Source organism: Sulfurovum sp. NBC37-1, assembly GCF_000010345.1.
GTDB lineage: Bacteria > Campylobacterota > Campylobacteria > Campylobacterales > Sulfurovaceae > Sulfurovum.
The window spans coordinates 786192-801312 of the sequence record NC_009663.1; the positions used below are offsets into that span (position 1 = coordinate 786192).

A 15121-nucleotide genomic window follows, 5' to 3' on the forward strand; every position below is an offset into this window, starting at 1 on the left:
GTTACTTTGGTTTTTTACCATACTCTTCTATGGAGTAGTTGTCATATATCCATTCGGCAACAGTCTGATACTCCTCTTCGCTCATATCTGTAATGGCCGGCATAATATCAAATCTGGCAACTGCCTTGTCATCGCACATATAGTAAGTAAAAGAGGGATGTTTGATATACTCTTTTATAAATGAGACGACCACAAATCTGTGGATGTCTTTGTCATATACTTTTATTCTCTTTTTAAGACGCCTTGAAATTTCATTCATCGGTGGTGCTTTCAGTGAATGTTTTTCTTTGGCAAAGTCATATTTTTTAACCTCATACCTGTGGCAGGAGGCACATTTTTTATCAAAAACAGCCCGGCCGTCCATAGCCGATAAGCCTGAAAGTAATAATCCTGATAAAAATAAATATTTCATGAGTTACCTTTTGGGGTTGCAGGAACCGCATTTTGAACCATGTGAGGTTCCTCCATTACATTTTGTGTCGGAAGTACCGCATTTGGAACCATGGGAAATGCCATCTTTTGACTGTTTCAGCATTTCAAATCTAGACTTTTCCAAAGGTTTTGTCTCACTTTTATTGTGTTCACTTCCGTTTGCGGTATAGTTGTCTGCCATACTCAAAACTGAAAAATTTAATGCAAATATCATCAGAAGCATTCTCATTTTTGGCTTCTGTAGTTGTCCAGTGACATTTAATACTTTTGTCGTACTTGTTATGCGTATCATTTAGTTTTCCTCCTTTTTAAAAAACAATACATACAACCCTGGTAAAACAAGGAGAGTGAGTAGTGTAGAAGAGATGATGCCTCCTGTCACAACCACCGAAAGCGGATACTGTATCTCTGAACCGACACCTGTGGCATAAAGCAGTGGCAAAATACCGAAGAGCGTGGTAAAGGCTGTCATGAGTACCGGTCTGAGACGTAACAGTGTGGCATCTTTTACCATATCCACCATTTTGACATGAGGGAATTTCTTCCGTAATTCATCAATGAAAGATACCAGTACTATCCCGTTGAGGATAGCAATGGCGAAGATGGCAATGAAACCGACGATAGCGGAAACACTCAGGTATTCGCCGCTGATGAGCAGCCCCACGATCCCGCCTATCATTCCCAGCGGTACGCCGAGCAGGATGAGGAAGGCTTTTTTGAACGAGTTGAATGCCGTATAGAGCAGCAGCAGGATCAGCAGCAGTGTGACAGGGATGATCATTGCCAGTGTAGCTGTGGCTTCCTGCATATTCTTGAAGTCCCCGGCCCATTTGATGTAGTACCCGTTGGGGATATTCACCTCTTTTTTTATCTTTGCATCTGCCTCTTCAACAAAGGACGCAATGTCTCTTCCTTCAACTTCCATGGAAAGTACCATGTAACGGCTCAGATCTTCACGTTTAATAAACGAAGGTCCCTGTATGACTTTGATGTCACATACTTCATCGAGTCGTACCATTTTTCCTGTATTGCTACGCAGCAGTACGGCTTTAATGCTTGCTATGTCTTTCTTCGCTCCCTTTATTTTGGGAACGATACCAAAACGACGGATACCTTCTATTTTTTCGGTGACAGGTTCTTCTCCTATGCCGTTGCGGATGACACGCATCACTTCATCAACATTGATGCCGTAACGGGAAAGCGCCAGATAGTCAGGTTTTATGGTGATCTGTGCCTGTCCCAGCTGTGATTCTATTTCCGGTCTCTCCAACCCTTCTATGCCGGAGACCGCCTGCTGGATCTGGGTGGCGATCCTATCCATGACTTTCTGGTCCTCACCGTAGATCTTTACGGCAAGCTCTGCCTTGACACCTTCAAGAAGTTCTTCGATACGCATGGAAATAGGCTGCGTCGGTATAAATTGTACAAAAGAAAATGTTTTTTGCAGATCTTCTGTCATAGTGTGTCCCAGTGACTCCAGGTCTTCGATCCCGGGTTTAAGGGTGAGAAGTATTTCCATATAGTTACCCTGTGCCGTTTCACCTTTTTCACTTCGTCCTATCATTGTAAGCACTGAGCTTACATCTTTGGAATAGTTTTTAAGTATATATTTTTCAATAGCGTTAGAGGTATCGACACTTTGCCCCAAAGCAGTACCCGGTATGGCGATCACACGGTACATGATGGACTCTTCATTGAGTTCAGGCATGAACTCTCGTCCCTGCTGTGTAAGCATTGCAGCAAGAACGGCAAAGATCGCAAAGGTAACGATGATGACCTTTTTGGCATTATGCATGGCAAAATTCAGCATAGGTGTGTAGAAACCTTTAATGAAATTCATGAGTGGGGAGTTGGAGTGCTTCCCTGTTTTAAGCATCATAAATGAGAGTACGGGTACGAGCAGCAGCGCCACGACAAGAGAACCCAGCATAACAAAGACGATGTCCAGTGCCATGGGAGAGTAGAGCTTTCCTGCAAGCCCTTCCAGACTAAGCAGAGGTATGAATACAACAGCAATGATCAGCAGGGCAAAAATGACCGGTTTGGCGACTTCTGCGGTTGCCATGGCGATCACTTCTGCCCGTTCAAGTTTGGGGTTGTCATGCAGCAGTCTAAAGCTGTTTTCCACCACAACGATGGTTCCATCCACGATCATACCGATGGCGATGGCAAGTCCTGAAAGAGACATGAGGTTGGCAGACATACCATATTCCTGCATCATCAAAAATGCGATAAGCAAAGAGAGCGGTAGGGAGATAATGACGATGAATGCCGAACGTAATTCAAAGAGAAACAAAAAGAGTACGATCGCAACAAGAATAGAACCTGTTAAAAGTGCCGAAGTCATTGTATTGACCGCTTTATGGGTGATCTCGGTCCTGTCATAGATGGTCTCGATGCTCACGCCTTTGGGAAGTGCAGCATTGACAAGCGGGAGTTTTGCCTTGATCGAATCAACGACTTTGGCGGCATTGGTACCGCTTCGCTGCAGCACCATACCGAACATCGCTTCTTTCCCGTCAATAGTCACGGCACCGAAACGGGGTGCTGTTCCAGCTTTGACCTCTGCAACATCCGCAATGGTGACCGCTATGGCATCTTTGCTGCGAATGACAGTGTTCCTGATGTCATCGAGTGTCTGGTAAAAGCCTGCACCGCGAATGAGATACTGCTCCTTGTTGAACTCCAGGTACTGCCCGCCTGCGGACATGTTGGAACGTTCCAGTGCTTCAATGATCTCATCGTAAGTGGTATTGGTTGCCTGCAGGCGTTTGGGGTCTATGAGTACATCATACTGCTTGGTAAATCCTCCCCAGCTGATGACATCCTCTACACCGTCAACGGATTTCAGCAGCGGTGTAACAATATACTCCTGTATTTCACGTAGTTTGGTTAATGAAAGTTTGCCGCTACTGTCTTTGACTTGATACCAAAAGACTTGTCCCAGTCCTGTTGTATTTGGTCCCATGGTAGGTTTACCCCAGCCTTTTGGTATCTCGATAGTGTTGAGACGCTCGGTGACCAGTTGTCTGAGAAAGTAGGTATCATAACCGTCTTCAAAGAAAATGGAGACATACGAGAGTCCGAAAATAGAATTTGAGAGTATCATCTTGACACCCGGAAGACCGGACATCGCCGCTTCTATAGGGTAAGTAATGAGTTTCTCAATATCTTCAGCCGAGTTTCCGGGACTTTCGGTATAGATGACAACCTGCTTGGGTGTAATGTCGGGAAAGGCATCTACCGGAATGTCCTTGTAGGCCTTGTAACCGAAGCTCGCAACAGCAATGAAAAGTGCCAGGATCAGGAATTTATACTGTATTAACAGTTCAAAAAAACGTTTCATAATCTACTCCTAATCCCCATCACCCAGTGAAGATTTCAGCAGCATAGACTTGACGAAATAAACACCGTCAGAGACATATTCTTCACCTTTGTCAAGCCCTTCAATAGCAACATCATCCCCGTAGTAGGCAATGATCTTGACCACTTTGGGTACATAGGGTGCTTCTTCCTCTTCTTCGCCTTCCTCCTCATGCTCTTTTGCCTCTTTGTTATGGCCATGCGGCTTTTCTGCAGCATGTTCCTCGTCTTCATGACGGGCTTCTTCAAAGACGACCCATTCGCCCTGAAAGAGAGAGAGGGCAGATTTTTTTATCATGAGTGCATTTCTGTACGGCTCAAGCGATATCTCCATCTCCGTAAAGGCATTGATGAGTATGTTTTCTGGATATTTCATCATCATGAAAAGTACTTTGGCGCGCTGTGTTTCTTCGTCGATGGTGGGCAGAAGCTGTACGAAGTGCGCAGGGTACTTCTTCCCGGCAAATGTAACGAAACCCGTTGTTTTGGCTGTCACTTTCATGGCATCGTTCAAATCCACATAGGCGATGGCATAATAGGCGCTTTGGTTGACAATGGACATGAGAGGATCTTCGGCATTGACATTGGAGTGAAGGGGAACGAATATCTGTCCGACCACGCCGTCGGCATGGGCATAGAGGATGAACTGGTCCGTAGCCGTGGTCAGTTTTTTCGCATCGATCCCCAGTGAATTGAGCTGTGAAGCAAGGGCACTTTGCTGAGCAAGTATCTCTTCTATCTCGATGATCTTCTGGTTAAGTTCATTCTGGGAGGTCAGGCCTTTCTTGTAAAGCTTTTTCGCTGTAGCAAGTTGTTCTTTGGCCGCTTTGGCCTGCTGCTTCAGGGCGACATAGTTCGCAGACATCTTTGAGAGTTCTATGGATTCTATAAGTACTACTTTTTCGCCTTTTCTTACATGCTGTCCGGTGGTGACGAAATATTTCTCGACATGTCCCGGAAGTCTGGAGACGATTTTCTGTTTCTGGTCGGAAAGCTGGGTGATCTGTGCATTGGTACGGACGATCTTTCCCAAAGGTTTTATCTTGGCATGGTCCATCGTTATTTTATTCGTGGCCGTTTCGCCGGCAAAAGCCAGTATCGGCACTATGAGCAGTAAAGTCTTAATCATTGTAGTCTCCTTGTAAAAAACGTAATTCTATTTTTTGATCGTTGATCATTTTTTGTGTCTGAAGCAGGGCTTTTCTTGTCTGAATGAGCTTGTTCTTCGCCGTCATAAGCTGAAAGAGTGAGCCTTTGGCTATCTTGTATCCTTCCTGGAGAAGGGTGGTAAGTTCCTGCTGTTCTTTCTGTAGGCTCCTGAGTGCGTGGTACTGCGCGGAAAGTTCTCTGAGGGCTGCTTTGAGCATCTGTTTTTGCGAACGTATGCTGATAGAGAGCTGCTCATTGTCCAGCTGCGTCTGCTGCATTTTGAGCTTTGCCAGCATTCTCTCTTCGCTTCTGTCATTGTTGATGGAGAGGGGGATGCTCACTCCCACACGTACGATACCTTGGTCGGGTTCCTGCTCCACACTGGTATAGAGATCGAAATTTCGGAAACTGCTCTGGTTGATGCTGTAGTCACTCCGGTAGAGTTTCTCTTTTGCCTTGAGAACCTGCTGCTGCGGACTCAGTTTGGCACTGCTCTTTGTTTTGGAAGAGACAGAATAGATGAAACGTTTCTCCAGAGAGACTTTCTGGCTCAGTCCCGCTATGGCAAGCAGTTGGTAATAGAGCTTGACAAGCTCCTGCTTCGTCGTATATTTCATTGTTTTGAGCGTCAGTGTTTCCGTTCGGGCCTGAAGGTAGGCGACACGGTTTTCAGAGCCGCTCTTGTAGCGTTCTTTTACCATGGCAGTCACTCTGTTGGAGAGTGTATACTCCTGGTCCAGAAGCGACAGCATCTTGCTCTGGTAGACATACTGTGTGTAGAGGTTTTCGAGTGTTTTGATGTAGCCGGCACGCCCCTGTGTGACAAAAGCTTTGCTCAGCAGTGAATTTGCATTTGCTTTCTCCCGCAGTCCATCCATGTAGCTTCCGGTACGGATGGTCTGGGAAAGTCCGGCTGCGTATTCGATATCGCTTCCTCCGACGTTCTCATTGTAATTCGAGAGTTCCAGGTTCATTACCGGGTTCGAAGCCCTCAGCAGTATCTTGTTCTTCTGTTGTGCCGTCTGCAGGGTGAGTGTCTGGCTTTTCAGTATCTTCGAGTTTTTCAGTGTTTTTGCTTTGAATGTCTGGTAACTCATGCCGAAAAGGCTGAGTGAAAATATGAAAAAGAGGTAACCCATTCGTTTCATTGTTTTTTCTCCGTGTTGATTTTTTTCGGATCGATGACCGTTCCGTCGAGTGCATTGATGTAAACCGTGCATTTCGTGGTTCTGGCAATATAGTAAAGGTAGGATCCGTGATGTGTCAATGTGAGTTTTACGTCACTGTTCCTGCACGCCCTGGTGGCTATCTTCTTTGCCTGGTCTTCGTCTATTTTATGTAATCGATGTGCATTTTTTTCATCCATATGTTTCAGTGACGGACGATGGTTGTATCTGTGCAAATCGAGATGTTCTGATGCTGACATGGTCTGCGCATACATAGATGTGCAAAAACCAAGTATGAGTAATGGGTATTTCATTGTAATCCTTGAATTAGGGTTTTAAAGTGCTCTGTAAAGAGAACTATGGTGCCGGTAAAAGGATCAGGCTATAGGGGGTTTGTTTTCGGTTTCTTTGAAAGGTGGGTGGTAGGTGAGTAGTTTCGTATCGGGCTGTTCTGCGTGCTGAATGGTTGGCATATGCTGTATAACAGGTGTGATGATAGCACTCATATGAAAGAAGTGGTGAAAATCACAAAGATCACCACACTTCGTGCCGTGATCCACTTCCTGTACATATTCCTTGGCACTTTCATGTGCACAATGCTCTTCAGAAGCGATGACAACAGCATGGGCAACGTTGAAAAATAACGCTGACAATAGTAAAAGTTTCAACATGGTGCTTTTCACTGCTTCTCCCTTCTGAAATATTTGTTGTAGTATAACGAAAATATACTTTATTCATTTATTATATTTTATTTTCGTGCAGGGAGTGTGCAAGATGACCTACACAAACCTTGCACAGGCTTCCATTATACTTTTCACATAACTCCAATATAGAGGTAAATAAAATGAAAAAAAATCGATGGATGATCCTGTCAGTATTTGTTTTGCTGTCAGCCACACTGCTTTATGCAGGAGTGGATACGGAGACGGTTTCCGGGAATGAAGGGGTGCTCAGTCTGGCGCTGGGCTCTTTTGTGGCAGGTCTTTTGCTTACTTTTACACCCTGTGTACTTCCGATGGTACCCATTGTGTCAAGTATTATCGTCGGGCAGGGGAAGGAGATCACCAAGGCCAAAGCCCTGTATCTTTCTGCCGCCTATGTGCTGGGAACCATACTGACTTACACGGTCATGGGCGCACTGGCAGGTGCTACCGGGGAACAGTTGCAGGCTTATTTTCAAAATGTATGGGCCATAGGGGCCATCTCTCTGATCTTTGTAGCCATGGCACTTTCTATGTTCGGACTGTATGAAATACAGCTTCCTTCATTTATACAGTCAAAACTGAACGCTAGTTCCCAGCACATCAAGGGAGGCAGCGGTCCAATGGTCTTTTTGCTTGGTGCCATTTCCGCTTTGATCCTGGGTGCCTGTGTCTCTCCCATACTCATTTCGTTCCTGGGTATCGCTATTGCCAAAGCAGATCCGATGCTCGGTGCGGTCACGATGTTCTTCCTGGCTTTGGGTATGGGTATACCTTTGCTGCTTCTGGGACTGGGTGCGGGACATCTGTTACCAAAAGCCGGTGAGTGGATGAACAAGATTAAATACACATTCGGTGTACTGCTTCTGGCCACAGCCATCTACATTTTCAATGAGCTAGATCTTGTACCGCCGCTTCTTCCCTGGGGTATTTTATTCATCGTCGTGAGTATCTACCTGGGGGCTTTGCGTCCTTTGGGTGAAGAGGCAAGAGGATGGTACAAATTCCTCAAAGGTATAGGGATCGTGGTGCTGGTATGGGGTATGCTCCTGCTTATAGGTGCGGCATATGGTCAGAGAGATATACTTCATCCTCTGCCAAAACTCTCTCTGAATAACGTTTCTGTGATCGATGAGAAGAACTATATTCCTTTTACGCTTGTGAAAGACGAGAAGGAGCTTGATGCCAAAATGAAAGAGGCGATCAAAGCCAGGAAACTCCTGATCATCTATTTCTATAAAGATACCTGCCCTGTCTGCAAGAAGCTGAATGCCACTACATTCCAGGATCCGAAGGTCAGGGCAAAATTGAAGGAGAAGTATGTTGCTGTCAAGGTCAATATTACTGATACTTCCGATGAAAAGAGCCAGGCGATCCGAAAACGCTTTAATATCTTCGGCTCGCCTTCTTTCGTCTTTTTTGATAGAAAAGGAAAGGAACTTAAAAATGATCTCTTCTATGGCTATGAAGATCCGAAAGAATTTTTTGATACTCTGGATATTATTTCGGATTGATCAGACACGTGCATCATATCTTTCCGGACCTCAGTCCGTTGGCAACAGCCAGTAGCTCACTGGCTTCATGCACAAGTACAGCCATGGCGACAGAGATGAGCCCTCCCACACCCGAAGGAATCAAAATGGCAAGTATAATGATCGCAAATACAATGTTCTGTTTGCTGACACGACGGGCTTTTTGACCTATCTTAATGGCTTCAATGATCTTGTTCAGATCATCTGCCATCAACGCAATATCCGCTGCTTCTATGGCAACATCCGTACCTGCGGCTCCCATAGCCATGCCGCAGGTGGCTGTTGCAAGTGCAGGTGCATCGTTTACCCCGTCTCCCACCATCAGTGTCGGACCTGATTTCATCAGTTCCTTGATGGCGTTTACTTTGTCATCGGGTTTAAGTGAAGCACGGACATCATCCATACCGAGCTGTTCTGCCACCCTTTGTGCCGTTTTGGAATTGTCCCCGGTCAACATGACAGTTTTGATACCGAGACCGTGAAGTTTTTTAATGACATTCGCTGCATTTTCCCGTATGGTGTCCTGAATGCCAATAAGGCCATGAAGTCCATCGCTGTTACCAAGAAGTACGACAGTCTTGCCTGCCGATTGCAGATCTTCAATGATGGAAGTATGCGCTTCGAGATCCATGCCAAGCTCTTCAAAGAGCTTGGGGCTGCCCAGGTACCAAAGCATGTCATCGATGTGTCCCTGTACGCCTGAACCGATCAGTGTTTTTGAAGCATCTGCCGGTAACAAGGGGACATTATTTCCTTTGGCATATGTGACGATGGCTTTGGCAAGAGGATGTGTAGAGTACTGTTCAAGAGATGCCGCCTTGCTTAGAAGTGCTCTCCCATCTTCTTGAAAAGCGATGACATCAGTGACTTTCGGTTTACCATAGGTGAGCGTACCGGTCTTGTCAAAAGCGATGGTCTCGATAACACCCAAATGTTCAAGATGTGCACCTCCTTTGATGAGGATCCCCCGTTTGGCTGCACCGCTTATGCCTGCTGCCATAGCGATGGGGAGGGAAATGACAAGTGCACAGGGTGCTGCTGCGACAAGCAGGATCACGGCTTTTTCTATCCAGTAGGCAGAGTCTGCTCCTGTAACAAATGGAACAATCACAAGCAATATGGCACTTAGCAGTACGATGGGACTGTAAACGCGTCCAAAACGTTCCATCCACATCTGCGCGTGGCCTTTTTGCTCCTGTGCATTTTCGACAAGTTCGATGATACGGGAGAGTGTATTGTCCGAAAATGCTGTGGTCGCTTCGACAAGAAGGGCTGATTCACCGTTGATGGTGGCAGCAAATACCTTCTCCCCGGCTTTCTTATTCACCGGCATAGATTCGCCTGTGACAGGGGATTCATCTAGACTTGATTCTCCTGTGATGATGATACCGTCGGTAGGTACGGATTCTCCCGGAAGAACGTTGAACCTGTCACCGACTTTCAATGTTTCGGCTGGAACGATCTCTTCGGCGCCGTTTCGTACGAGCCGTGCCTCTTTGGGTGCAAGGTCGAGCAGGGAGCGGATGGCATTGCGTGTTTTACTGAAAGTGTATTCTTCTATCCCCTCGGCAGCACCGTAAAGGACTACAAGAGCCGCTGCTTCATCCCACATTCCAAGGTAGGCTGCCCCGGATGTCGCCCATATCATCAGCATGGATATGCTGATCTCATGCTCAACAATGAGCTCTTCAATCCCCTCCCGGACCCAAAGGTATCCGCCAATGACAATAGCAATGATATACATGGGGGTCGTAATGGTACTGCTGCTTTGCAGAAAGTATTCCATACCGAATGTGATCAACGCAATGACGGCTGCTATCAGAGCGTTTCGCAGAGGAGGGTAGGTGATCCATGAATGAAACTGGTTTTCTTTTTTCTTTTTCATATTGTTTCCTTGGTCAGTCATCTGTTTTATCGGTTACTACTTTTTTTTGATCTCTTCAGGTGTAAGTATCTTACCGTTAAGTGCATTGATGTAGACCTTGCAGTCTGTCGTCGTGCCAAGATAGTAAAGGTACTTTTTGTGATGCTTGAGCGTCAGTTTGATATTGTCCTCCTTACACTGTTTTTGGGCAATTTTCATTGCTTTGTTCTCGTCTATCTTATGCATTTGATGTAATTGAGTCTTATCGGTCTGTTTTGCTGACTCCGTATGCAGGTCCAGGTGTTCAGAGTCTGACATGGTCTGAGCATAAATCGTTGTACAAAAAGCAAGTGTGAATAGTAAATATTTCATAGGTAATCCTTTGTGTTTTCTAAAAAATTTAGAGAGCATTTCAACCGTCCTTTTGAGAGAACTGTAGTATGGTGAAGGGATTCAGGCTATTGGAGGTTTATTTTCTGCCTTTTTGAAAGGTGGCGTATAGGTTAAGAGTTTTGAGTCAGGTTGGTCACTGCATGTAAGGTTGTGGATCATTTCGCTAACAGGTGTGAGAATGGCCACTATATGAAAAAGATGGTGCACCTCACAAAGGTTACCACATTCCGTACTTTGATCCATTTCAAGCAAGTATTCACTGCTGCTTTCGTATGCACAGTGTTCCTGGTTGGCAATAATGGAGGCATGAGAAATGTTAAGAAAAAATGAGAATAACAGTAAAAGTATTATAAATCTATTTTTCATCTTTAAACCTTCTATTCTATTTCAATATAGCCTAATACGACTGATTTGTAAAGTTTTGAAGCGTGTCACTATGCTTCATTAACTGTTTGCCTGCCTGGTTTGCTGCGATTGATTCATAATGGCAGATAGGTCAAGTTTGAACACGGACCCTTTATTTATTTTGGATCGGACTTCAATTTTAATATCCATTTTTTTTGCCAATTTGTCGACGATGTGCAGACCGATGCCTAAACCTCTTGATGTTTCTTTGTAAAACCTGTCAAATATTTTTTTAGGGTTTTTTATTCCGATCCCGTTATCTTTGATCGATAATATATTTTGATCCAAGGAGACAGATACATTACCTTCATTGTTACTGTACTTACATGCGTTTGACAAAAGATTGTCAATGATCCGGATCATTGCATTTTTGTAGGTATATATATTTTTTGATTCCATATCTAAATTGAAATATATATGGGGGTAGCTGCCGGAGAAGAATGCTACTCTTTGTTCGATCAGCGATTTGATGTCAAATGCTTCACGTTCTCCCATATCTTCATTGATGAACTCCTTGAGGTTTTTCTGAAGGTTCAAGATCGTATCTACTGCACTGGCTATCCTCTGTTTTATTTTAGGGTTTGATTCTGGTAGGAGCCTGAGGTTTAACCTGATGGTAGAGATGGGTGTATTGAAATCATGCAGTATGTCTTTTATGAATTCATTTGTCATTTTTAACGATTGTTTTAATGGGTAGAGTGCATAAAATGAGAAGAGTACAGAGACAATAAACGCGAGGAATAAGGCTTGAATGATCTCATGTGCAATCCCCCGTTCGATGATGGCAATGTCATTACGAAAATTTTCTAGCGGGTATGAAACTTTTGTAAAGTATTTTTTTGAATTGAATATTTCAAAATAGGCATAAAGAGACTTCTTGTTACGAAGAAGTTTATAAAGCTGCTTGTCTTTTGACTTTTCTACAAAATTGATTGTAAATATGCTGCTATGTAAAGTCAGACTGGCAATCTGCATTTGGGAATAAAGCGTGTATTGATGGGTCTGCACTTTGTCACGATAGATATGATTGTAAAGTAGTATTATCAATATGGACAACGAAACAAAAAAGAGAACAATACTTCTCATAAATGAATTTATTTCAACTTTGCTCAAGAATATATCCTCTTCCCCGTATGTTCTTGATCTCTATACCGGTTATTTTGTTAATATTGCTGATATGAAACCTCAATGCATTCGGACCTGGATTGTTCATGCACTCATATAGTTCGGTTTTATTGATAACTCTGCCGATATTATGAATGAAGAGATCAAATATCTGTGTACTGACCTCCCCAAGAGATACGAGCTTTTGGTTTCGAAGCAGCTTTTTCTCTTTTGGGAAATATTCCAGATCTTTGTATTGGATTTTTTGATCCTTTTCCATGAGCTTCAGGTTGACTTTAATGAGCAGCTCTTCTGAATAAAAAGGCTTCTTTATGAAATCATAAGCTCCCGCATCAAAAGCCTTGAGTACGGTTTTTAAATCTGTCATGGCGCTGATGAAAATGGCAGGTGTCAGATCATCCGCATCACGAAGACTTTTTAAAATATCCAAACCATCAATATCCGGGATATTGATATCGAAGATATACAGGTCATACTGATGATCGTAAGTAAGATCTATCGCTGTCTGCCCACTTGTAACATAATCGACTTGATATCCGCCTGCAACAAGCAGGTCTTTAATGGTGTCACCTAGGTTGAAGTCATCTTCAAGAAGCAATATTTGTTTATTCATGGTACTTCAGATAACCTATTTTCAGTATCAGTCACAGGTTGGTACATTGGTCTCAAGTGATTTTGCTGCTTTTGGCTTTTTGCCCACTCCGCATTTCACGGTCCCGCATTTTCCTGTGCCACATTTATTAATCTTCCATGTAGAAGAATTGAAATCTTTTGACGTATGCTCCTTTATATTTTCATCGATGCTTTTACTGTTTTCTGTAGATCTGTTTGTATCTATACTATTATATTTTTGTTGTGATATATCTACTTCCAACTGTTTTAGCAACAGCTTTTTTTCTGTGCCTGAAGCCTTCTTGATCTTATCTATTTTCTCATCAATGGTATTGGTTTGCGCAATACTCCATACAGAAAATCCAAGAAAAAAAAGTGCCAGAGCAGATTTTATCTTTTTAGGTAATATCTTTTTTAATGTCAACATACTCCTCCTTGCTGATTTCACCTTTGGCATATCTTGATTCCAGTATATCCAGGCTGCTGCTTCTTTTTTCATTTGCAAACAGGCTGTAGAAGAAAAACAGTATGGTTAGCAGGAGGAGTAGTGGAATAATACCGATACCTCCTATTGTCCAGCAATCGAACCACATGACTACCACCATCCTTTTTTATTATTCATGGAGGAACCGCATTTCCCCTGTCCACATTTCATATTTTGTGCTTGTGAGAGGACCCATGTTGCCAATGTATCCAGCTCTTTGTCGCTAAGATGTGAGAAGGATGGCATTCTCGTATCGGAAAACATCGGGTACTTGCCATGACTTCCGTTCTTAATACTGTTTTTTAGTGTGGCCTTTGCAGTGTTGGTATTAATTCTTGAGTTTCTCCATGCAATACCTGCAAAAGGGGGTGCATCTTTCATGCCCATGATGTTGTGGCATGACATACATTTGTTTTTTTCTATAAGTGTTTGTGCTGGATCTCCTGCAAATACCGAGGTTGCTATCATAGCTGTAAGACCGAATGTAACTATAACTTTTTTCATTTTGAATCCTTTTTCTTTTTAGATATAACAATTATAGTCAAAGAGCGTTAGTAAAGTGTGAGTGAACATCTGCATTATGATCTATCTTCTTAGAAGAGAGAGGTAGACAAAGTAAGTACTCTCGTTCATGGATCACTTATGATGAACAGCATGAACCGCCACTGCAACTCTCTTTTTTCGTAAAGTAGGGTTTGAGTAGGAAGTATAGTACCAGTCCCCACAGTACGATGGAACTGAGTGTTGCGATGATGCCCCCGTGTTCATCCATATGTATGAGTGATGTCGGATCGATCTGTGATGCATCAAAGATGGCATCGAGTCCAAGACCGAAAAGGATACTCCCTATCACGATCGTTCCCAGGTAAATAGCCAGTGACCTGTTGCCAAGCATCTTTTTTACCACCCCGATGGTCACCGTATTGGTTGCAGGACCTGCTGAGAGAAAAACGAAAGCCGCTCCGGCACTCACGCCGCTGAGCATCAGCCCGGCAGCGATGGGAAGTGACGCCGTGGCGCAGACATACATCGGTACGGCAATGACAATGACGATGAGGTAGCTTAGCCAGTTGTAGGTTTTGAGTATTTCACTTAGGTTGTCCGGGATCGCCACGGTGATGAGCGCACCGATGATGAGACCCCAGAATAGTGGCTTGGCGATATCTCCGAGCAGTGTAATGAAAGCGTACTTCATGGCGGAGATAAAAGAAAACTTTCTTTTATTAAGTGAAGCGTTTTGATTTGCATCACTTTGCAATGCTTCTGTTTTAAAGGAGAACGTTGGTGAGGGTGTAAATGTTTCTGAAGTAGTAGTTCCAGTCATTTTGAATGTAGGAGTACGCGTAGGGTGCTGTGCCCCCACAGCACCATTGAAGTTGGCATTCAAAGGTTTGTCTGTCTTCACCGCTATATCTTTAGCTCTATCGCTATCAACAGTTTCTTCGTCTTTATCAAATATATTCGTGAGTATCCCCGCTGCCGTGGCAATGACCATGGAGGTGACAACGCGGTAGATCGTGAAGATCCATCCGAATATACCGTAAGTCGCCAGAATGGAATCAACCCCGGTAATGGGTGTTGAGATGAGAAAAGAGAGTGTCGCACCTTTGCTCGCCCCTGACTTTTTGATGGAAGTTGCCAGGGGTATGACCCCGCAGGAACAGACGGGCAGGGGGATGCCGAAAAGGGTGGATTTGACCACTGAAGTGATATTGTCGTTGCCAAGGTGCTTTGTTACGATACTGTCGGGTACGATCTCGTGCAGGATGCCTGCAAAGATCAGACCAAATAAAATATAGGGAGCCATGGCAAGGCTCAGCTGCCAGAGTGCTTCCAAAAAATGTGTAATTTCCATACTGTAAACCTTTTTATGTTATTATTCATATAACGATATT

At 43.9% G+C, this 15121-nt stretch carries 15 protein-coding genes; 1 reads left to right on the forward strand and 14 read right to left on the reverse strand.

From position 1 onward, the window contains the following. Window position 1: 1 nt before the first annotated feature. From SUN_RS03995 to SUN_RS04025, 7 genes are all read right to left on the reverse strand, one after another. Window positions 2–412 (reverse strand): c-type cytochrome, encoded by a 411-nt coding sequence (locus SUN_RS03995; RefSeq protein WP_011980460.1) that lies wholly within the window; start codon window positions 410–412, stop codon window positions 2–4. A gap of 3 nt (window positions 413–415) precedes the next feature. Further along, window positions 416–724 carry a hypothetical protein gene (locus tag SUN_RS04000; protein ID WP_011980461.1) on the reverse strand — a complete coding sequence of 103 codons (309 nt, stop codon included), beginning with the start codon at window positions 722–724 and terminating at the stop codon, window positions 416–418. Continuing rightward, a complete protein-coding gene (locus tag SUN_RS04005) occupies window positions 725–3778 on the reverse strand; it encodes an efflux RND transporter permease subunit (protein ID WP_011980462.1) in 3054 nt (1017 codons plus the stop codon). 9 nt (window positions 3779–3787) lie between these two features. Further along, the gene (locus SUN_RS04010) at window positions 3788–4924 is read right to left on the reverse strand and encodes an efflux RND transporter periplasmic adaptor subunit (RefSeq protein ID WP_011980463.1); all 1137 of its coding nucleotides are present in this window, start codon (window positions 4922–4924) and stop codon (window positions 3788–3790) included. Then, complete coding sequence (locus SUN_RS04015) at window positions 4917–6092, reverse strand: TolC family protein (RefSeq protein ID WP_011980464.1); 1176 nt, start codon at window positions 6090–6092, stop codon at window positions 4917–4919. The genes SUN_RS04010 and SUN_RS04015 overlap by 8 nt, the downstream gene beginning before the upstream one ends. Further along, window positions 6089–6424, reverse strand: coding sequence for a PepSY domain-containing protein (locus SUN_RS04020; RefSeq protein ID WP_011980465.1), 336 nt, complete (start codon window positions 6422–6424; stop codon window positions 6089–6091). The genes SUN_RS04015 and SUN_RS04020 overlap by 4 nt, the downstream gene beginning before the upstream one ends. A 63-nt stretch (window positions 6425–6487) precedes the next feature. Further along, complete coding sequence (locus SUN_RS04025; protein ID WP_011980466.1) at window positions 6488–6793, reverse strand: hypothetical protein; 306 nt, start codon at window positions 6791–6793, stop codon at window positions 6488–6490. Window positions 6794–6954: 161 nt separating this feature from the next. Between SUN_RS04025 and dsbD the strand changes: the two genes are divergently transcribed. Next, the gene (gene dsbD / locus SUN_RS04030; protein ID WP_011980467.1) at window positions 6955–8325 is read left to right on the forward strand and encodes a protein-disulfide reductase DsbD family protein; all 1371 of its coding nucleotides are present in this window, start codon (window positions 6955–6957) and stop codon (window positions 8323–8325) included. Between the two features lie 13 nt (window positions 8326–8338). Here the strand turns inward: dsbD and SUN_RS04035 are convergent, their stop codons facing one another. The 7 genes from SUN_RS04035 to SUN_RS04075 form a co-directional block, all read right to left on the reverse strand. Further along, window positions 8339–10228 (reverse strand): heavy metal translocating P-type ATPase, encoded by a 1890-nt coding sequence (locus SUN_RS04035; protein WP_011980468.1) that lies wholly within the window; start codon window positions 10226–10228, stop codon window positions 8339–8341. Window positions 10229–10264: 36 nt separating this feature from the next. Beyond that, entirely contained in the window at window positions 10265–10579 is a 315-nt protein-coding gene (locus tag SUN_RS04040; protein ID WP_011980469.1) for a PepSY domain-containing protein, read from the reverse strand. A 465-nt stretch (window positions 10580–11044) separates the two neighbouring features. Further along, a complete protein-coding gene (locus SUN_RS04050) occupies window positions 11045–11980 on the reverse strand; it encodes a sensor histidine kinase (protein WP_050748035.1) in 936 nt (311 codons plus the stop codon). 124 nt (window positions 11981–12104) lie between these two features. After that, a complete protein-coding gene (locus tag SUN_RS04055; protein ID WP_011980472.1) occupies window positions 12105–12743 on the reverse strand; it encodes a response regulator transcription factor in 639 nt (212 codons plus the stop codon). Window positions 12744–12770: 27 nt separating this feature from the next. Then, window positions 12771–13241, reverse strand: a complete 471-nt coding sequence (locus SUN_RS04060; RefSeq protein WP_162465579.1) for a hypothetical protein — start codon at window positions 13239–13241, stop codon at window positions 12771–12773. Window positions 13242–13337: 96 nt separating this feature from the next. Beyond that, a complete protein-coding gene (locus tag SUN_RS04070) occupies window positions 13338–13730 on the reverse strand; it encodes a c-type cytochrome (protein ID WP_011980475.1) in 393 nt (130 codons plus the stop codon). Window positions 13731–13866: 136 nt separating this feature from the next. Then, on the reverse strand, window positions 13867–15081 hold the full coding sequence (locus tag SUN_RS04075) for an SO_0444 family Cu/Zn efflux transporter (protein ID WP_011980476.1): 1215 nt from the start codon (window positions 15079–15081) through the stop codon (window positions 13867–13869). Window positions 15082–15121: the final 40 nt, after the last annotated feature.